This is a genomic window from Arthrobacter echini, assembly GCF_004803505.1.
GTDB classification, from domain to species: Bacteria; Actinomycetota; Actinomycetes; order Actinomycetales; family Micrococcaceae; genus Arthrobacter_D; species Arthrobacter_D echini.
In genome coordinates, this window is record NZ_SSWH01000007.1 from 132,669 (window position 1) to 152,104 (window position 19,436).

General features: G+C 69.6%; 19 protein-coding genes and 1 tRNA gene. 13 read left to right on the forward strand and 7 right to left on the reverse strand.

Annotation, left to right across the window (positions count from 1 at the left end; genetic code table 11):
- Positions 1-250: 250 nt before the first annotated feature.
- From E8P82_RS09595 to bcp, 5 genes are all read right to left on the reverse strand, one after another.
- Positions 251-1,159, reverse strand: a complete 909-nt coding sequence (locus E8P82_RS09595) for a carbohydrate ABC transporter permease (RefSeq protein ID WP_211096846.1) — start codon at positions 1,157-1,159, stop codon at positions 251-253.
- A gap of 1 nt (position 1,160) precedes the next feature.
- Positions 1,161-2,087 (reverse strand): carbohydrate ABC transporter permease, encoded by a 927-nt coding sequence (locus tag E8P82_RS09600; RefSeq protein WP_136454408.1) that lies wholly within the window; start codon positions 2,085-2,087, stop codon positions 1,161-1,163.
- A 71-nt stretch (positions 2,088-2,158) separates the two neighbouring features.
- Complete coding sequence (locus tag E8P82_RS09605; RefSeq protein ID WP_136454411.1) at positions 2,159-3,397, reverse strand: ABC transporter substrate-binding protein; 1,239 nt, start codon at positions 3,395-3,397, stop codon at positions 2,159-2,161.
- A gap of 245 nt (positions 3,398-3,642) precedes the next feature.
- Positions 3,643-3,724: transfer RNA gene (locus E8P82_RS09610), tRNA-Leu, on the reverse strand.
- Between the two features lie 70 nt (positions 3,725-3,794).
- Positions 3,795-4,268, reverse strand: coding sequence for a thioredoxin-dependent thiol peroxidase (gene bcp / locus E8P82_RS09615; protein ID WP_136454414.1), 474 nt, complete (start codon positions 4,266-4,268; stop codon positions 3,795-3,797).
- A gap of 153 nt (positions 4,269-4,421) precedes the next feature.
- On the opposite strand from bcp, the gene E8P82_RS09620 reads away from it, so the two are divergent.
- On the forward strand, positions 4,422-4,934 hold the full coding sequence (locus E8P82_RS09620; RefSeq protein ID WP_136454417.1) for a MarR family winged helix-turn-helix transcriptional regulator: 513 nt from the start codon (positions 4,422-4,424) through the stop codon (positions 4,932-4,934).
- A 204-nt stretch (positions 4,935-5,138) separates the two neighbouring features.
- Complete coding sequence (locus E8P82_RS09625; RefSeq protein WP_168796541.1) at positions 5,139-5,897, forward strand: sigma-70 family RNA polymerase sigma factor; 759 nt, start codon at positions 5,139-5,141, stop codon at positions 5,895-5,897.
- Positions 5,898-5,930: 33 nt separating this feature from the next.
- Here the strand turns inward: E8P82_RS09625 and E8P82_RS09630 are convergent, their stop codons facing one another.
- On the reverse strand, positions 5,931-6,899 hold the full coding sequence (locus E8P82_RS09630; protein WP_136454422.1) for a glycosyltransferase family 9 protein: 969 nt from the start codon (positions 6,897-6,899) through the stop codon (positions 5,931-5,933).
- A gap of 139 nt (positions 6,900-7,038) precedes the next feature.
- Here E8P82_RS09630 and E8P82_RS09635 point away from each other — a divergent pair, with 139 nt between their 5' ends.
- From E8P82_RS09635 to E8P82_RS09665, 7 genes are all read left to right on the forward strand, one after another.
- Positions 7,039-7,587 carry a D-glycero-alpha-D-manno-heptose-1,7-bisphosphate 7-phosphatase gene (locus E8P82_RS09635; RefSeq protein ID WP_136454425.1) on the forward strand — a complete coding sequence of 183 codons (549 nt, stop codon included), beginning with the start codon at positions 7,039-7,041 and terminating at the stop codon, positions 7,585-7,587.
- Complete coding sequence (locus tag E8P82_RS09640) at positions 7,584-8,696, forward strand: glycosyltransferase family 9 protein (RefSeq protein WP_136454427.1); 1,113 nt, start codon at positions 7,584-7,586, stop codon at positions 8,694-8,696. The genes E8P82_RS09635 and E8P82_RS09640 overlap by 4 nt, the downstream gene beginning before the upstream one ends.
- Positions 8,693-9,691, forward strand: coding sequence for a glycosyltransferase (locus tag E8P82_RS09645; RefSeq protein WP_136454429.1), 999 nt, complete (start codon positions 8,693-8,695; stop codon positions 9,689-9,691). Before E8P82_RS09640 ends, E8P82_RS09645 begins: the two co-directional genes overlap by 4 nt.
- Positions 9,688-10,968, forward strand: coding sequence for a glycosyltransferase (locus tag E8P82_RS09650; protein ID WP_136454432.1), 1,281 nt, complete (start codon positions 9,688-9,690; stop codon positions 10,966-10,968). The genes E8P82_RS09645 and E8P82_RS09650 overlap by 4 nt, the downstream gene beginning before the upstream one ends.
- Before the next feature lie 74 nt (positions 10,969-11,042).
- Positions 11,043-11,648 carry a D-sedoheptulose-7-phosphate isomerase gene (locus E8P82_RS09655; protein ID WP_246021199.1) on the forward strand — a complete coding sequence of 202 codons (606 nt, stop codon included), beginning with the start codon at positions 11,043-11,045 and terminating at the stop codon, positions 11,646-11,648.
- 88 nt (positions 11,649-11,736) lie between these two features.
- Positions 11,737-13,104 (forward strand): PfkB family carbohydrate kinase, encoded by a 1,368-nt coding sequence (locus E8P82_RS09660; protein WP_136454434.1) that lies wholly within the window; start codon positions 11,737-11,739, stop codon positions 13,102-13,104.
- Between the two features lie 55 nt (positions 13,105-13,159).
- On the forward strand, positions 13,160-13,900 hold the full coding sequence (locus E8P82_RS09665) for an SDR family oxidoreductase (RefSeq protein WP_136454436.1): 741 nt from the start codon (positions 13,160-13,162) through the stop codon (positions 13,898-13,900).
- Here the strand turns inward: E8P82_RS09665 and E8P82_RS09670 are convergent.
- On the reverse strand, positions 13,866-15,020 hold the full coding sequence (locus E8P82_RS09670) for a glycosyltransferase family 9 protein (protein WP_136454439.1): 1,155 nt from the start codon (positions 15,018-15,020) through the stop codon (positions 13,866-13,868). The two genes, E8P82_RS09665 and E8P82_RS09670, sit on opposite strands and share 35 nt — an antisense overlap.
- Positions 15,021-15,269: 249 nt before the next feature.
- Here E8P82_RS09670 and E8P82_RS09675 point away from each other — a divergent pair, with 249 nt between their 5' ends.
- The 4 genes from E8P82_RS09675 to E8P82_RS09690 are packed head-to-tail and all read left to right on the forward strand — an operon-like array spanning position 15,270 to position 19,358.
- Positions 15,270-16,679, forward strand: a complete 1,410-nt coding sequence (locus E8P82_RS09675; RefSeq protein ID WP_136454442.1) for an aldehyde dehydrogenase family protein — start codon at positions 15,270-15,272, stop codon at positions 16,677-16,679.
- The gene (locus E8P82_RS09680) at positions 16,679-18,250 is read left to right on the forward strand and encodes a PfkB family carbohydrate kinase (RefSeq protein WP_136454444.1); all 1,572 of its coding nucleotides are present in this window, start codon (positions 16,679-16,681) and stop codon (positions 18,248-18,250) included. The genes E8P82_RS09675 and E8P82_RS09680 overlap by 1 nt, the downstream gene beginning before the upstream one ends.
- Complete coding sequence (locus E8P82_RS09685; RefSeq protein WP_136454445.1) at positions 18,247-19,110, forward strand: glycosyltransferase family 2 protein; 864 nt, start codon at positions 18,247-18,249, stop codon at positions 19,108-19,110. Before E8P82_RS09680 ends, E8P82_RS09685 begins: the two co-directional genes overlap by 4 nt.
- 59 nt (positions 19,111-19,169) lie before the next feature.
- On the forward strand, positions 19,170-19,358 hold the full coding sequence (locus tag E8P82_RS09690) for a DUF2795 domain-containing protein (RefSeq protein WP_136454447.1): 189 nt from the start codon (positions 19,170-19,172) through the stop codon (positions 19,356-19,358).
- The last annotated feature ends 78 nt before the right edge of the window (positions 19,359-19,436 follow it).

The window sequence follows — 19,436 nt, forward strand, 5'->3', positions numbered from 1 at the left end:
GGTGCCGACGAGGAACAGGTAGTCACTACTCATGCAGGAGGCATCGTCGCGGATCTACTGTGCGTTCATGACGTACTCGGAGCACAAATGCCAATGCTGTGGCGAGGAATCGGACGCCGTGTTCTGCGAGGAGTGCCGGGCGGACCACGCGGACTGCTGACCCGGGAGCGGGGAAGCGGACGGGAGCGACGCCGGTGATCGTGATCCGGCTCGAGCGGACGCGCCGCCGCACTCGGCAGCAGCGGGTGCACTACTTGACGGATCCAGCGGTGAGTCCTCCGATGAGTCTCTTCTCGATGAGGGCGAACAGGATGATCACCGGGACGATCGCGACGATCGACAGCCCGAAGACGTACTGCCAGCTCGTCGCGTACTGGCCGATGAACTTGGTGAGGGCGACGGAGAGCGGCTGGTTCTCCGCGGTCGACATGATGACCAGGCTGGCGGCGAATTCATTCCACGAGGCCACGAAGGTGAAGATGATGGCGGTGACGATGCCCGGCCAGACGAGCGGCAGATTGATCCGGAAGAGCACGCTCAGTCGGCTCGCCCCGTCGAGCTGGGCTGCCTCGTCGACTTCCTTCGGGATCCCGGCGAAGAAACTGTGCATGATCCACAGCGCGAAGGACAGGTTGAAGGCCGCATTGATCAGGATCATGGCGAGCCAGGTGTCGTTGAGGTCGAGCACGAGCATCTGCCGGAAGAGCCCTGCCGTGAGAACGGCCGGCTGGAGCATCTGCGTCACGATGACGAGGAACAGGAACGCCCACTTGCCGGGGAAACTGAAGCGAGCAGTGTAGTAGGCCGCGGGTGTGGCGACGAGCAGGACGAGCAGGGTCGCGAACACCGCGATGATCACCGTGGAGATGAAGTTGTACGGCAGCGGGGTCTCGGGGGTCGACCACATGGTGAGGTAATTGCCGACCTGCAGTCCGTCCTGCGGGAGGTAGCGGGGAGGCACGGCGAGGATCTCCGATCGGGTCTTCAGCGACCCGACGAGCATGATGAGGTACGGGACGAGGAAGACGACGATGATCAGTATCCCCACGACGACGCGCGTCACCATCCACTTCCGGGTGACGCCGTCGGCGCCGTACTTCCGGGCGCGGCTGGTCGAGGGTGCCGACGCAGGAACCTCCGGTGGTGCTGCAATGGCCATCTCAGTCCTCTTTCATCGGTTTGACGATCTTCACGTACGCCGCGACTATGACGATCACGATGGCGAAGTTGAGCACACTCAGTGCGCTTGCGAGGTCCAGACGCCGGTCGAACTGGAGGACCTTGAAGATGTAGGTCATCAGGGTGTCGGCGTCGTAGCCGGGGATCGACCCGGTCATGATGCGCAGGATCGGCAGATTGTTGAAGACATTGATGACATTGATGAGTACCGCCACCGCAAGCGCACTGCGCAGTTGCGGCAGGATCACCAGGAAGTACGTGCGCACCCTGCCTGCGCCGTCCATCTTCGCCGCTTCGAGGATATCCGCCGGGACCGCCTGCAGACCCGCGAGCAGCGTGTAGGTGGTGAAGGGGATGGAGACGAAGATGCCGACGACGATCGCCGCGCCCAGGGCCGCCGTGACGTTCTTCGTGAAGCCGTAGGGGCTGTCGAGTATCCCGATGTCGACGAGGAAGGTGTTCATGATGCCGTAGTCACGGTCCAGCCCGTAGTAGAACACCGTGGTCGTCATGACCACACTCGCGGCCCAGGGGACCACGACCGCCATCCTCACCAGCGTCCGGCCGGGAAAGGGCTTGTTGAGGAAACTGGCGAGCGCGAGCGAGAGGATGACGGTGAGGGTCACGACCACCGTGACCCATACGACCGTGTTCAGCAGGATCCGGGGGAGGTTGGGATCGGCAAGTACCCGGCTGAAGTTCGCGAACCCCACGCCTTCGATGTTCGTTCCCGCCTGGCTGATCCGCCGGGTGGAGTTGTAGATCATGTAGGCGGCAGGGAACACGACGACGCCGAAGATCAGGATCAGTACCGGCCCGATCCACGGAAGCGCTGCGACGAAGCTCTCCCGGTTCCGGACACGCGCCCTCCGGATACGCGTGATGGGGGGCTGCTCGAAGGTACTCATGGGTACTGACCGTTCTTTCCGGGCGGGAGGGGAACCGACGAGGACGAGCCGGTGCCCCCGGCTCCGATGCCTCAGCTCGCGGCGTCGGCCCTCGCCTGGATCTGCTCGAGGACGGAAGCGGGGTCCTGTGTCTCCAGCAGGCCCATCAGTGACTTGAAGGCACCGTCGGTTGCGTTCCACGCCGGGTTGGACGTCGGGTAGAACTCCGCGGCCGGCAGCATCTCGAGGAACGGCTGCAGCGTCTCGTCCGATGCCATGGCCTCGGCCCCTGATTTCGTGGTCGGGAGGAAGCCCTCGGTCTGCACCCAGTCGACATACTGGTCATCGGCGAAGAAGAAGTCCATGAAGGAGGTGATGGCTTCCTGCTTGCTCTCGTCGTTCCTGAAGGCCATGAGGCGGTCTGCCACGCCGAGGGTGGCCGGCTCCCCGGTATTCGTGGGCACATTCGCGATCCCGTAGTTCAGGTCGGGGTTGGCCTCCTCGATCTGGCCGACCGTCTGCGGAAGGGCGTAGACCATCCCGATCCTGCCCTGCAGGAAGACGTTGAGCATCGGCGTACGCTGTGTCGCGCCGGGGTCGGGCTGCGTGAGTCCGTCCGTGATCATCTGCTTCATGAACTCGGCCGCCTCGAGGTTCTCCGGGGTGTCGACCGTGATCGTGGACTCGTCTCCGAAACCACCGCCGTTGCCGGCGAACCAGATGAGAGCCTCGCCCTGCGCTTCCTCGGAACCGAGCGGCATGCCGTAGCCGGGAGTGCCCGTCGCCGTGATCTTCTCGGCGGCGTCGTGCATTTCCTCCCACGTCGTGGGTGGGGCCTCGACGCCCGCGGCGTCGAACAGATCCTGGTTGTAGAACAGGGCGCGGGCAGAAGCCAGAAGAGGCAGTGCGTACTGGGTTCCCTCGAAGCTCTCGTTCACGGCGAAGGACTCCTGGAAGTCGTCCAGGGTGTCCGCGGATGCGACGTCCTCGGCGGGATAGAGCAGGCCTTCCGAGGCGAAGGCCGAGAATGCGCCGCCGTTGTAGATCTCCGGGGCCTCGCCCGCCTGGATCTTCGTCTGCAGCACTGATTCGAGGTTCTCCCAGGATTCGATCTGCAGATCGACCGTGACACCCTCATTGGCTGCCTCGAAATCCTCGATCACACCCTCCCACAGGGCCCTGGTGTCGTCGGAGTAGCTGGGGACCAGCATGTCGATCGTGGTGTCCCCCTCCGATCCGGCGGACGTGTCACCACCGAAACCGCAGGAGGAAACAGCAAGCGTGCCGATGGCAGCCATCGCCATCATCGTCGTCCTCGTCGTGCTTTTCATTGCTGGATTCCTTCTCGAGATGGTCCCGGAACAGGGATGGGCCAGGAGCGAAGAGGTCGTCAACCCCAACAACTGCTGAATCAATGTGATCGGAGCAAGGCCCCAGAAGTCAGTTGCGAGCATCCATTTTCCACAGCATGCCGTGACGCAGGTCTCAGGTCAAGTGTTTCGTGAGGCACTGTGATCCGGCCGTGTCGACACCGGGAGAGTGTCCTCCGAGGAGAATCCGATCAGGCGTTGCACTGTGCGCAAGAGGGGACTTGAACCCCTACGTCCGAAGACACTGGAACCTAAATCCAGCGCGTCTACCAATTCCGCCACTCGCGCGAGGGATGCCGCTCCGGCGAGGGCACCCGTTCCCTGCCACTCTAGCGTTCGATCCGTGGCACCGCAGGACCTACTGATCGATCCCGAGATCCCGTCGCAGCTTGGCCACATGACCGGTGGCCCGCACGTTGTACTGCGCGAGCGAGACCTTCCCCGTCGCATCGATCGCCACCGTCGACCGGATGAGCCCCTCGTAGGTCCTGCCGTAATTCTTCTTCTCCCCCCAGGCCCCGTAGGCTCCCGCGACGCGATGATCCTCGTCCGAGAGCAGCGGGAACGTGAGGGACTCCTTCTCGGCGAACGCCTCGAGCTTCCCTACCGGATCCGGTGAGATCCCGAGGACGGTGAATCCGGCAGCGCCGAGCGAGGCCAGGTTGTCACGGAAGTCGCACGCCTGCGTGGTGCACCCCGGTGTCGCGGCTGCGGGATAGAAGTACACGATGACCTCGCTGCCCCTGAAGGAGGACAGGGTCACGCTTCCGCCCTCCTGGTCGGGAAGGGTGAAGTCCGGCGCGGGTGTACCCGGGACCAACTGCTGCGTCATGCTGACTCCTCGACGATGATGGACCACCAGCAGCGGGATCGCCCTCCGGTGCAGACGGGAACTGTGACGAACCTCCCGAGCATCCAGCCTAGCTATCATGGAGCTGAGATCAGGCACCTGGCGCGGCGGGTGAGCGAGCACGAGGAAGGTTCCATGCGCAATCTGGACCACTGGTCCACGAGTCGCCTGCTCACGACGGCGGCACGCCTCGTGGAGCACGCATGGACGGAGCGGCTGAACAGCATCGGGGTCACACATGCCGGTGTCATCGCTCTCGGCGTCCTCTCGGAACAGGGCGCGATGACCCAGGCGAGGCTCGCCGAGCATGTCCGGGTGCAGGCACAGACCATGGGGAAGACTCTTTCCCACCTGGAATCGAGGGGGTGCGTTCTCCGGGAGCCGCACGATGCGGATCGGCGATCGCAGCTCCTGTCCATCTCCGCCGTCGGTCGCCAGGTGCTCGATGCGACCGATGACATCGAGCCGACCCTCGTGACCGACGGCAGCCTGGCGTCCGAGGAATTCCGGGGCCGGCTGGCGGCGATCATCACCGAGCTGGGGGCGTCGCGGTGGACGTGGACCACCTCCGCCGATGCAGCCGGTACCGAGCCTGATACCGAGGACCCGACGGGATCGGGATCCACTGCCGGTCTGCCGTCCTTATAGCTCCTGGGGATGGATAAGGGAAGGTGGTGGAGCGAAGTGGCGCCATGCACGAGGACGGTTGCATAGTTCTCCATCGCCTGTTCTGTTGGAACGTGTGAATGCTCATCCGACGACGACGACCGGCCTTCCGGGTCCGGCCACGTTCCTGGTACCGACGGCGGACCAACCGGTGACACCCTCGCGTGCCCTCCTGCTGGTGCTGTCGTGACACGGTCGGGGGCGCGGCTGGCCGCAGCGCTGCAGGACGACATCGTGCTGCGCCACCTGGGCCTTGCCGAGTCCGTCGCGCGCTCCTTCGCCCTGTCCGGTCCGGAGGCCGCCGATATCCGCCAAGTCGCCTACCTCGGCCTCGTCAAGGCGGTCCAGCGTTTCGATCCGGCTCGTGGCGTGCCCTTCACGTCCTTCGCCGTTCCGACGATCACCGGCGAGGTCAAGCGGTACCTGCGCGATTCCTGCTGGGTGATCCGGCCGCCGCGGCAGGTGCAGGACCTGCGGACCGAGATCATCAGGACCGCACCGGCACTGGCCCAGCGGCTCGGACGCGAGGCGACCGCGCGGGAACTGGGGCGCGAACTCGGCTGGTCCGAAGCGAGGATCCTCGAGGCGCAGGCATCCCACTCCAGCCTCCGCCCCGAGTCCCTGGATGCTCCCTCCGATGGTCTGGGCTGGGCCGAGACCCTCGCGGCCGGATCGAGTCAGCTGGAACGCAGCGACGACATGATCTCGCTGCGTGGAGCCGTGAACGATCTCGGGCCGGACGAGAAGGAGCTGCTGTACCGCCGCTACTTCATGGAGCAGACCCAGCAGACCATCGCCGACGCGCTGGGGATGTCGCAGATGCAGGTCTCACGGGCCCTCGCGCGGATCCTCGTGCAGCTGCAGAAGACTCTGCTCGCATCGCCGGTCCAGGACCTTCCGGTGCGGGGTGCAGCGGTCGCAGGAACTGGAACGCCCGGTGCGTGAGCGCTCCTGCCGGAGGTCGAGCCGGTGCCACAGCTATCCGACGCCGTGATCCGCCGCGGCCGCGAGTACCTGCTCCACGGTGACGGCCAGCAACGCAGGATCAGGAGCGGGCGAGAACGTCTCACCGCGGCGTACCGAGGCATCCGTCAGGACGGTATGCGGACCCGGTGGCGGACCCCACTCGGAGGCAGGTGCCGGTCCGAACAGCACGACCGAGGGCCGCGCATAGGCGGAGGCCAGGTGCGCGGCACCCGTATCAGCCGAGATGACGAGCGCTGCGCCGGCGATCAGCCCGGCGAACACATCGAGCGGCAGTTGCCCCGCGGCCACGGTGTCCTCGGGCAGGCCGGCGGCGTCGGCGACCGCGAGCGCGCGCGGGCGCTCCTTCCCGCTGCCGGTGAACAGGATCTGGTGTCCGGCGGCCGCGAGTCGCCGGGCCACCTGTGCGAACCGCTCGACGGGCCACAACCGACTCCCGTAGGCGGCCCCCACATGCACCACGACGGCGCCCGGCGCAGGGTTCGTGACCGCCGGGATGACCAGGCTGCAGTCCAGCGGGTCGGCCGGTGCGCCGTGCCAGGAGACCAGGGATGCCCAGCGCTCCCGCTCGTGGACGCCGTCCTGCCATTCGGGACCCTCCCAGCCGGGCGAGCGATGTCCCATCCGCACTCTCGCGCCGATCTCCTCGAGCCGCCCGCGGCTCTCCGGGCCGTTGCCGTGGAGATTGACGGCGATGTCGATCCGCCCGTGGTCGATGGGCAGGGGATCGTCCAGTCCGTGCGTCGGGAGGAGATCGTCGACCGCGTCGGTCAGACCGACGACGGGCCGGAGCCACTCCTGCGCGGCGTAGAGGATCCGGTGGTCCGGGAAGGCACGGCGCAGACCCTTGAGAGCGGGGACGGCGACGAGGAGGTCACCGAGCTTCAGGGCGCGCAGGGCCAGCAGCTCCGGGCGTCCGTCCGGTGCGGGGGTGGAGCCGGGGATCGTTGCCTCGGAAGTCATGCGGTTCATCCTGCCAGAGGTCCGGTCCGGCCCGGTGAGGCGCTGCCGGAGGAGAGATAGGGCCTCCGGAGGATCCGGCGAGGCGAAGAAGTTCGGTCCGGAGTGTTTAGCAGTGCTCCTTCGCGGGAACTGAACCAGTATGGATCTCTCACCCGGACGCCCGCGGACCGCTCCGCGGGCCGTCCTGTTCGATCGCGACGGAACCATCGTCAGGGACGTCCCCTACAACGGTGACCCCTCGCTGGTGGAGCCCATGCCCGGTGCCCGTACCGTGCTCGAGGACCTGCGCTCGCGCGGTGTCCGCGTGGGCGTGGTCACCAATCAGTCAGGGATCGCCCGCGGCCTCGTGACCCGGGAGCAGGTCGATGCCGTCAATGCGCGGGTCGAGGACCTGCTCGGCCCCTTCGACGTCTGGGAGGTCTGCCCCCACGGAACGGCGGACGGATGCGCGTGCCGCAAACCCCGCCCGGGCATGATCCTCTCGGCGAGTGATCGGCTGCAGCTCGATCCCGTCGACGTCGCGGTGATCGGCGACATCGGGGCGGACATGGGGGCTGCCGCGGCCGCCGGAGCGCGCGCGGTGCTCGTCCCGACGAGCGTCACCCTCGTGGAGGAGATCCAGGCGGCACCCGCCGCCGCCGGCACCCTCTCCGACGCCGTGGCCATGCTGTGGGAGGGCCGCGCATGAGGCGCCGCGTCCTCGTGGCCCGCCTGGACAGCGCCGGTGACGTGCTGCTCGCCGGCCCCGCGGTCCGGGCCATCGCTGCCGGCGACCACGGCGACTCGCCCACCGACGTCGTCCTGCTGTGCGGACCGCAGGGAGCCGCGGCCGGCCGGTTGCTGCCCGGCGTGAGAGAGGTCCTCACCTGGTCGGCTCCGTGGATCGTCGACCCCGCGCCGGAGCCGACGCCCGAACTGATCGGCGAGCTCCACGACGCCGTCGTGGCCCTCGCGATCGACGAGGCCGTGATCCTGACCTCCTTCCACCAGTCCCCGCTGCCGCTGGCCCTGCTGCTGCGCCTTGCCGGAGTGCGCCGCATCGCAGGGGCCTCGGTGGACTACGCGGGCTCGCTGCTGGACGTCCGCCTCCGGCCCGGGGAGGACTTCGACGAGGACCAGCCCGAGGCCGAGCGGGCCCTGGGGATCGCGGAGGCCGCGGGCTACGCGCTGCCGTCCGGCGACGACGGTGCCCTCCAGGTCACCGGACTTGCCGAGTCCGCGGAGCTGGCGGACCTCGTGGGCCACGAGCCCTACGTCGTGGTGCATCCGGGTGCGGCCGTACCCGCCAGGGCCTGGCCCCCCCTGCACCACGCAGCCGCGGTCGAACTCCTCACCGCAGCCGGGTTCCGGGTGGTGGTCACCGGCGGTCCCGGTGAGACCGGGCTGACAGCCACCGTTGCCGGCCCGGAGGCCCTCGACCTCGGTGGCAGGACGGACCTGGCCACCCTGGGTGCCGTGCTGGCGGGAGCGTCCGTCGTGATCACCGGCAACACCGGACCCGCACATCTGGCCGCTGCCGTGGGCACGCCGGTGGTGTCCCTGTTCTCGCCGGTGGTCCCGGCCGTCCGGTGGGCACCGTATCGTGTGCCTGTGGAACTGCTCGGGGACCAGGACGCCGCCTGCGCGCTCAGCAGGGCGAGGATCTGTCCCGTCCGGGGTCACCCGTGCCTGTCGAACGTCTCGCCCGAGGACGTCGTGGATGCCGTCCTGCGGCTCAGCTCCGGAATATCGTCACTCGGCTCACGCCGCAGTATCGGCCGTACGGACGGCCGCAGAACCACGAGGGGAAAGCGATGAGAATCCTGCTCTGGCATGTCCACGGAGGGTGGACCGATGCCTTCGTCAGGGGTGGACACACCTACGTGCTGCCCACGCGACCGGAGGGCGGTCCGTGGGGGCTCGGCAGGGCCGGACGCGACTGGCCCGGGACGGTCCTCGAGGTCCCGCCGGAGGAGCTGGCGGAGGCCGACATCGACGTCGTCGTCCTGCAGCGCGTGGAGGAGCTCGCCGAGTGCGAGCGGCTCCTGGGACGCACTCCGGGCCGTGATCTGCCCGCTGTGTTCGTCGAACACAACACCCCTCGCCGCGACACGGTGGGAACCATCCATGCCCTGGCGGACCAGAGGGACGTGCCGGTCATCCACGTGACCCACTTCAACGAGCTGTTCTGGGACAGCGGGAGGGCCAGGACCACGGTCATCGAGCACGGGATCGTGGATCCGGGGTATCTCTACACGGGGGAGCTGCAGCAGCTCGCCGCCGTCATCAACGAACCCGTCCGGCGGGGTCGGATCACCGGGACCGATCTGCTGTCCCGCTTCGCCGGCGTCGCGCCGCTGGAGGTGTTCGGCATGGGAACGGACGCACTCGGGGACGCGCTGGACCTCGATCCGACCGAACTGCGCATCGGAGGAGACCTGCCCACTGCCCGCCTGCACGCCAGGCTGGGACGCTCACGCGCCTACGTGCATCCGCTACGGTGGACCTCCCTGGGACTGTCCCTCCTGGAGGCGATGCACATCGGTCTGCCGGTGCTGGCGCTGGCGACCACGGAGGCATCCCGCGCGGTGCCGGACGGCGCCGGCGCCATCTCGACCAGGGTGGAGGATCTGCTCAGGATGGCGGCCCGCCTGATCGCGGACCCCGACGAGGCCCGCGCGCGGGGTCTCGCCGCACGCGAGGCGGCACTGGCGCACTACGGGCTCGGGCGGTTCCTCGCCGACTGGGACGATGTGCTGGACGCGGAATCCTCGCGGTTACGATCACCGGTCATGGAAGGCAGGGCGCAGTGAGAATATCAATGGTGTCCGAGCACGCGAGTCCACTCGCCGCGCTCGGCGGAGTCGACGCCGGCGGGCAGAACGTGCACGTGGCCGAACTCTCACTCGCCCTCGCGCGTCGCGGACACGACGTCACGGTCTACACGCGCCGCGATGATCCGGCACTACCGGCCCGGGTCCGCACCGATCCGGGGCTGGAGGTGGTCCACATCGACGCCGGCCCCGCGCGCGTGGTCTCCAAGGATCTCCTCCTGCCGTACATGGATGCGCTCGCCGACGGCATCGTCGCCGACTGGGGTGAGGACACACCGGATGTGGTCCACGGGCATTTCTGGATGTCCGGTCTCGCGGCACTGAACGCCGCACGCCAGGCCGAATGCTCAGGGCGCGTGGTGAAGGTCATCCAGACCTTCCACGCACTGGGAACGGTCAAGCGGCGGCATCAGGGCGCCGAGGACACGAGCCCGGCCGAGCGCCTCGCGCTCGAGGCGATGGTGGGTCGCAGCGCCGACCACGTGGTCGCGACCTGCTCGGACGAGGTGCTCGAGCTGGCGGCGATGGGAGTGCCGCAGGGCTCGGTGTCCATCGCCCCCTGCGGCGTCGACGTCGATCTCTTCACGCCCTCCGGTCCGGCGCAGGAACGCGGACGCGCCCACCGCATCATCAGCGTCGGCCGCCTCGTACCACGGAAGGGCATGGACCTCGCGATCCACGCCCTCGCCGAGCTGGACCGGAGCGACGTCGAGCTCGTGGTCGTCGGCGGGGCCGGGAACTCCAGCGACCTGCAGGGCGATCCCGAGGCGCAGCGGCTCCGCGCGCTGGCGGCGCAGCTCGGCGTCGCCGATCGGGTGATCCTGCTCGGTCAAGTCTCCCGAGCCCGCATGCCGGCGGTCCTCCGCAGCGCCGACGCCGTCGTCTGCGCACCCTGGTACGAACCCTTCGGCATCGTTCCGCTCGAGGCCATGGCCTGCGGCGTACCCGTCATCGCGGCCGCTGTGGGCGGCCTGCTGGACACCGTCGTCGACGGCACCACCGGGCTCCACACCCCACCGCAGAATGCGGGAGCCATCGCGGCTGCGATCGCCGCTGTCCTCGCCGACCCGGTCCGGGCCCGCGAGCTCGGGGAGAACGGCCACCGTCGGGTGCTGGCGCGCTACTCCTGGGACCGGATCGCCGCCGACACGGAAATGGCCTATCTCGCCGCGCTCGGGACGGCAGTACCAGGATCGGCCGGGGTTCGGCGCAGCGCCGCACGACCCCTCGAGAGCACAGGAGGACGGGTACTGTGACCACGGAACTGTCGGACACCGAAGCACGCGCGGGCGTCGGGGCGCCGGGCTCCGCCTGCGCGCTCGACGCGGAACTGGTGGATTCGGAGCAGCTCGTGCTGTCCCACCTGCAGGCGCTCACCCCGGCCATGGAATCGCTGGCGCTCAATGCCGGCACCCTCGCGGGCTGGGGACTGGAGCTGGCCACGCGGCTCATGGCGGGTCAGCGCCTGCTCGCTGCCGGCAACGGAGGCTCCGCCGCGGAGGCGCAGCACCTGACGGCCGAGCTCGTGGGGCGGTTCGACGGTGAACGCGAGCCGTTCTCCGCGATCTCGCTGCACGCCGAGAGCTCGGCGGTCACGGCGATCGCGAACGACTACGGCTTCGAGCGCGTGTTCGCCCGCCAGGTGAGCGCGCACGGCAGGGAGGGGGACATCCTCATGCTGTTCAGTACCAGTGGCAGGAGCCCCAATCTCCTGCACGCGGTGGACGCGGCGCGAGCCGCCGGGATCACCACCTGGGCGCTGACGGGGGCCGGCCCCAATCCGCTGACCGAGTGCGCCGATTCCTCCGTGGCCATCGACGCCGTCTCCGCCAGCGCCCAGGAGGGCCACCTGATAGCCCTGCACGCCATCTGCCGTGCGTTCGACGCCGCGGTGCGCCGTCGTCGTCAGGAGCAGCGATGCAGTCAGGAGCAGTGATGCCGGGCGGATCAGCCGTGTCCGGCGGAACAGCAGGACCGGGAGAAGCAACCATCCCGGGAGCAGCAGCACCATCGGAGGAACAGCAATGAGGATCGTCGTCGTCGGAGATGTGCTGCTCGACACGGATCTGTCCGGGGCAGCGGGCCGCCTGTCACCGGACGCGCCCGTCCCGGTCGTCGACATCGACACCGTGCGGCGGCGCGCCGGGGGCGCCGGGCTCGTAGCACGCATGGTGCAGGGTGAGGGACACGAGGCCGTTCTCGTCACGGTGCTCGGGGACGACGACGCCGCCGGGCTCCTGCGCGCTGAACTCGACGGCATCCAGGTCATCGAGGGCCACTCGGGTGCCCCTACCCCCGTCAAGACCCGCATCCGGGCCTCGGGCCAGGCCGTGGTCCGCTTCGACGAGGGGTGCGCGCCACCTCCCGTCCCCGACGTCACCGCCGGGATGCTGGGGGCCCTCACCGGAGCGGATGCCATCATCGCCGCCGACTACGGCCGCGGTCTCCTCGCCAACCCGCAGCTGCGGGAGCACCTGGAGTCCCTCGTCGGCTCCACTCCCGTCATCTGGGATCCGCACCCGCTGGGAGGGACACCCGTCGCGGGGGTGGCCGCCGTCACCCCGAATCTCGGTGAGGCGCTTCGCTTCGCGGAGGTGCGCGGCTCCGGCACGCAGGCCGCAGCGGCGTCCGCCGATACCCTGCTGTCGAGGTGGGGCAGTGCTGCCGTGATCGTCACGATGGGTGAGCACGGCGCCCTCGTCGCCGCTGCCGGTCTGCTGCCCCAGGTGGTACCCGCGCCGCGCGTGAGCGTGTCGGACCCCTGCGGCGCCGGTGACCGGTTCGCCGCCGCGCTCGCCGTCGGGCTCGCCGAGGGTGAGGCCATCGATACCGCCGTCCGCCGGGCGACCGGTGCCGCCGCGCAGTTCCTCGGACGCGGCGGCATCACGGCGATGGCCCCTGGCACCGAACCGGCGTTGCACCAGCTGCCCGTCGACGGATTCGATGCCCTGGACGTGGCGCGGCGGACGCGCGAGGCCGGTGGCACCGTCGTCGCCACCGGCGGGTGCTTCGACCTGCTGCATGCGGGGCATGCGCGGACGCTGGCGGCGGCACGTGCGCTCGGTGACTGCCTCATCGTGTGCCTGAACTCCGACGAGTCCGTCCGTGGGCTCAAGGGGGAGCACAGGCCCATCATCAGGCAGGACGACCGCGCCGAGCTGCTGTCGGCGCTGGAGTGCGTCGACGCCGTGCTCGTCTTCTCCGAGTCGACACCGGAGAACGTGCTCGCCCGCCTGCAGCCGGACATCTGGGTCAAGGGCGGGGACTACGCGGCCGAGGATCTCCCGGAGGCAGCACTGATGAGCAGCTGGGGCGGCAGGACCGTCACCGTGCCGTACATCCCCGCACGGTCCACCACGAAACTTGCAGCGGCGCTCGCCCGCGTCGGCTGACACCCCCGCACATCCTCGCCCGGGTCCTCCGGGCGTACGCAACGAAAGGAACAGCATGAGCGAGAACACCCAGGTCGAGAATCCTCCCGCGAACTCCTCCGGCAGCAGCTTCAACCCCGGACGCGTCCTGGTGACCGGCGGAGGCTCCGGCCTCGGCGCGGCGGTCGTCCAGGGAGTCATCGCTGCCGGCGGAACGCCCGTGGTGCTCGACCGCGACATCAGCCGCGTCAGCGGCGTGAAGGCCTTCGAGGTCGACGTCGCCGATCGTGGAGCCGTCGAGGAAGCGGTCCGGGCCGCCGCCGAGATGCTCGACGGGCTCGACGCCGTGGTCACCGCGGCCGGCATCGACCGCTGCGGTGCGCTGGACTCCGTGGCCGCCGACGAGTGGGAGAAGGTGATCGGCGTGAATCTCATGGGTACCGCCTCGACGGCGCGCGCGGCGCTGCCTCACCTCAAGCGGACCCACGGCCGCCTCATCACGGTCGCCTCGACACTCGGCATCAAGGCCGTAGGCGACGCGACGGCCTACTGCGCCTCGAAGTTCGGGGTCATGGGCTTCTCCCAGGCCCTGGCGGCCGAGACCGCAGGCCGGATCGGTGTCACGACCATCATTCCCGGCGGCATGAAGACCCGGTTCTTCGACGATCGGGACGAGCAGTACAAGCCGCAGGACGACTCGCGGCTGAACGATCCCGAGCGGGTGGCGGAGGCCATCCTCTTCGCTCTCGCTCAGCCGAAGAGCTGCGAGATCCGCGAGATGGTCATCGCCCACGCAGAAGAAGGCTCGTGGCCCTGAGTTCCGCCACGTCGGCGTAGACGGCGCCGGGCTGGACGGAGGCGACGAGTGAGTCATCGTGCTCGCAGCGTTCGGCCGTCCAGCCCACCTGGCGCAGATCGGCCCCGCACGTGGGGCAGTGCGTCACCCAGGAGAAGTGCAGGCGGTGGAGTGTGCGGCCCACCGGCCCCGCGTTGATCACGTTCCCGATCCAGAACACTCCGACCGTGGGTGTACCCAGGGCCTGTGCCAGGTGCCTGGGCCCGCTGTCGTTGCCGACCACCACGGTGCTGGCTCCGAGCACCCCCAGCAGCTCGCCGAGGTCCAGCCGGCCGGCCAGGGAGCGGACCGACGCGGTGGGCAGTTGCGCCAGGGCGAGGCGGACGATCTCCTCGGCGGCCGGGACGTCGGAGGCGTCCCCCACCACCACCACCTCGCAGCCGTCGGCTGCGGCGCGTACGGCGACCTCCGCGAACGACGACGACGGCCAGCGGCGCCTGGGATCCGTGGCACCGGGATGCAGTGCGATCACCGGTCCCGGTCCGAGCAGCTGACCCGCACGCTCGGCGTCGCGCGCGGTCAGGGACAGGCGCGCCTCGGGCTCGACGGGTGCGGCACCGGCCAGTCCCACGACTTCCAGGGCGCGGAACACCTCCTGCTGGTAGTAGACGTACGGAATGGTCCGCTCCAGTGCGACGGCGTCGTGCGTGCGTGTGCCGATGGTGTGACGCGCTTCGAGGCGCAGCAGGAACGGATTGGAGTTCCTCCCGCCACCGTGCAGCTGCACCGCGAGATCGAAGGATCCGCGTACGGTGTCGAAGAACTGTTCGACGGCGGCGGGGTCGCTCTCACCCGGTCGCACTCCGGGGTGGACCGGTAACTCCACGACCTCGCTGACGGACGCTTCCCTGCCCGTCAGGAGTGCGGCGTGAGCGGGCATGCCGAGGAGTGTGATCACCGCCTCCGGGTACCGGTTCTTCAGCGCCGCGATGGCGGGGAGGGCGAACATGAGATCTCCCAGGCCACCACCGCGCAGCACGGCGATGGTGCGGATGTCCTCGAACGGGGCGAGCAGGGGGCCGACGGATCTGCCCGGATCCTGCCGCCCGCCGAACGCCGCCGTCGTCTCTGGCTGCTGCATGTCGTACGTCCTTCGTTCGTGGTGCGGGTGCCCGGACGCCGTGCGCTGCCTGCTCCTCGAGGGGAGCACTTCGTCCTCAGCCACCATGCTAGGTGTTCGGGCCAGGGCGCCGGCAGCCCGCCGGATCGGTGGAAAATACCGCCCGGACTGTGTGAACGGCCCGATCCTGGGTATCTGACCAGTAGACGTGCGGCGCGAAGCGGCCGCTGCACGACCACCTGCACCATTGATCCATCCTCGAGGAGCGCAATGTCCATCGACGCCCAGGCACCCACCCGACGTGACGTGAGTGACGAGCATTCCATCACCATCCATGATCCGGCGGACGGGTCCGAAGTGGGCTCCGTATCCTTCGCCACGCGCGAGGACGTCCTCGCCGCGCTCGAGCAGGCGCGGGCCGTCCAGCCCGGTTGGGCGGCGACCAGCACCGCAGACCGCGGCGCGGCACTGCGTCGCGCGGCCGACGCGCTGCGCGGGTCGGCGCAGGACCTGGCGGAGCTGAACACCCGCGAGACGGGCAAGCCGATCGGCGATTCGCTCGGCGGTGTCGACGCCGCTGTCGCCACGCTCGAGCAGTACGCCGAGCTCGGCCCGGTGCACCGCGGACTCAGTCTGCGCGGCGCGGTCACCGCCACCGATTACACCGTGGCCGAACCGCGCGGCGTCGCCGTCCTCCTGACGCCCTGGAACGACCCGGTGGCTGTCGCCGCGGGCCTGATCGGAGCCGCACTGGTCACCGGGAACACCGTGATCCACAAGCCGAGCGAACGCTGCCCGCACGTGGGCGAGCTCCTCGGCGAGCTCCTGGCGCCCGCGTTCGGCGAGGGTGTCCTCACTACGCTGACCGGTGGTTCCGCGGTGGGGCAGCTGCTCACGGAGCAGACCGGCGTGGACGTCGTCGCGCACGTGGGATCGAGCGCGGCCGGGGCTGCGATAGCCCGCGCGGCCTCCGTGACCGGCGCGCACGTCATCCGGGAGAACGGCGGCAACGATCCGCTCATCGTCGACGCCGACGTCGATCCTGACTGGGCTGCGGCCCAGGCGGCCCTCGGCGCCTTCGCCAACGCGGGTCAGATCTGCACCTCCGTGGAACGCATCTACGTGCATCAGGACATCGCCGAACCCTTCCTCGCAGCCCTGGCGGGCCAGGCGCAGAGCCGCAGCGAGAGCGGTAGCTTCCCGCCGCTCGTCGACCGCCGCATGCGCGACGCCGTCGAGGCGCACGTCACCGAGGCCCTCCAGCTCGGTGCCCGGTGTCTGGCAGGTGGTGTCACGCCGACCGGACCCGGCTCCCACTACCCGCCCACCGTCCTGACGGAGTGCACCGAGGCCATGTCCGTGATGACCGAGGAGACCTTCGGTCCCGTCGCACCGGTGACCGTGGTCGGAAGCTTCGAGGAGGGCCTCCGGTTGGCGGCAGCAGGTCCCTACGGCCTGGCCGCCTCGGTGCTGACGGGAAGCATCGCCCACGCCCAGCAGGCCATCGCCGCGCTCGCCGTGGGTACCGTCAAGGTCAACGCCGTGTTCGGCGGCGCGCCCGGAGGCTCCGCGCAGCCGCGCGGGATCAGCGGCGCAGGCTTCGGCTACGGGCCCGAACTGCTCGACGAGTTCGCCCTCGTGAAGGTGGTCCACATCAGTTCTCCGCAGCAGGGCGCCTGATGACCGACAATCACGAGGTCGGTGTCACCGCGTCAGGCACACCGTCGGGTACGCCGACCGGCGAGCTGTCCGGGGTCCGTGGTCTCGCGGCCTGGGTGCCGGCCGCGATCGCTGCCGAGGCACCGCTCGTCACCGTGGTCGGCGACGCCATCCTCGACGGCTGGTGGAGCGGCACGATCGAGCGGCTGTGCCGTGAGGCGCCCGCGCCCGTCGTCGACATCCGACGGCGCGACTACGCCGCGGGCGGCGCCGCCAACACGGCGATGAATCTGGCCGCACTCGGGGCGAGGGTGCGCATGTGCGCGGTGATCGGGGCGGACGACGCCGGGGACCGGCTCCGCGGCATCCTCGAGGAGGCAGGGGTGTGCACCGCGGATCTGGTGCAGGACGAGCGCGTTGCCACCACCACCAAGTACCGCATCGTCGGCGCGGGCCAGGTCATGCTCAGGATCGACGACACGCACGAGAACCCCCCTGCGGCGGCCGTCCAGGTGCTGGCCGAACGGGTGGCCGGTGCGGTGGCCGGTGCCGACGCCGTCGTCGTCTGCGACTACGGCTCGGGCGCACTCGACGACGCGGTCCGCGACGCCCTCATCGACGCGACCGCGAGCGAACCGGACGCGCTCGTGGTCGTCGACGCGCACGACACCGCCGCCTGGTCCGCTCTGCGGCCGGACATCGTCACGCCCAACGCGCAGGAGGCGGCGGCGGTCCTGGATCTGCGTCTGGACCCGCGCTCGGACCGCGCAGCACGCGTGAGCACACGGCGTGACGACCTGCTGGACGCCACCGGTGCGGCCGCCGCCGTCGTGACCCTCGACCGCGACGGCACCGTCCTGCTCGGCCGTGACGGCGAGGACCACCGCACCTGGGCCAGGCCGGCCGACGAGAAGCAGGCCTCCGGCGCCGGGGACACCTTCGTGGCCAGCCTCACGGCGGCCCGGGCCGCGGGACTGCCGCTGTCCACGAGTCTCGATCTGGCGCAGGCGGCCGCCGACGTCGTCGTCCACCGGCCCGGCACCTCGGTGTGCACGACGGCGGATCTCACGCGCCATCTGCAGTCCTTCGCCGATACGGCGCTGACCACGGCCGAACTGCTGCGCAGGGTCGAGGAGGACCGCGCCGACGGCAAGCGGATCGTGCTCACCAACGGCTGCTTCGACGTGCTGCACCGCGGTCACACGCGCTACCTCAATCAGGCCAAGCAGCTCGGCGACGTCCTCGTGGTCGCGCTGAACGACGACGACGGCGTGCGCCGGCTCAAGGGCCCGGACCGGCCCATCAACTCCATCGCCGACCGCGCCGGGATCATCGCCTCCCTGAGCTGCGTGGACTACGTCAGCGTGTTCAGCACCGACACCCTGGTGCCCCTGATCGAGCTCCTGAAGCCGGACGTCTACGCCAAGGGTGGCGACTACACGGCCCAGATGCTGCTGGAGACCCCCAGCGTCGAGGCCAACGGCGGCACGGTCAGCATCCTCGACTACGTCCCCGAGCGCTCCACCGCTGCCGTGGTGAGCCGGATCCGCTCCCTGCCGGCGCCTCTGCCCACCGGCGATGATGCCCCGTGACACCCAGACCGTCGGGGCAGTGGGCTGCGGACACACCGGGGCGCGAGCCGCTCGTCGACGTCCTGATCCCATCCTTCGGACGGCCCGGCGAACTGGCCGTGACCCTGTCCGGCCTCGCGGCGCAGGAGGGGGTGCCCTTCCGCGTCATCGTGAGCGACCAGAGCGACGGCGACGCACTGCCCCTCGAGCAGTCGGCGGTCCAGGCCATGGTCCGGGTCCTTCGGGCACAGGGGCGCTCGGTGCAGCTCGAGCGGCACCTGCCGCGTCGCGGGCTCGCGGAGCACCGCAGCTTCCTCCTCTCCCTGACGAGGGCGCCGTCCGTGCTCTTCCTCGACAACGACGTCTGGCTCGAACCGGGATCGCTGGACCGGATGAGCCAGGCCCTGCGCAGGGCGGGCTGTGGTTTCATCGGCTCCGCCGTGCAGGGTCTGTCCTATCTCGACGACAGCAGGCCGGCCGAGCGGTCCACGCTGAGTCTGTGGCCCGATGATGCGGTGGAGCCGGAGCGCATCCGGCCCGGGACCGAGGGGTTCGAGCGCTGGCCGCTGCACAATGCCGCGAATCTGGCGCACGCCGCCGTCGAGCTCGCCATCCCTCCGGGCGAGTGGCGGCTCTACCGCGTCGCCTGGGTGGGCGGGTGTGTCCTGTTCGACCGGCAGAAGCTGCTCGACGTCGGCGGATTCGACTTCTGGGACCAGTTGCCGGCGGAGCACGCGGGGGAGGATGTCGCGGTCCAGTGGCGGGTCATGGAGCGTTTCGGGGGCGCCGGCATCATTCCGTCGGGGGCCGTGCACCTCGAGGCTCCTACCACGGTGACCGACCGTGGCACAGACGCTGCCCAGGTGGTCCTGGGTCAGTGACAGGAGTTCCCGTCCGGGGAGCGCCTGCAGCAGATGGAACCGACACGAAGGAGCAGCACATGGCAGATCCGAGCCCGATCGATCTTCAGAAGGCCCTCAAGGGCATGGACTACCCGGCGTCGAAGGACGATCTGGTGAAGCGCGCCGAGGACAACGGCGCCGACCCGTCGGTCATGGAGACCCTCCAGGGTCTCCCGGACCGCCAGTTCGACTCGCCGGCGGACGTGAACAAGGACGCCTCGAACTAGGAGTTCCTCCCTCCGGCGGTGGTGACTCCTTCCGCGAGCCACCACCGCCGATGGACCTGCGTTCCACGGTAACGAGCG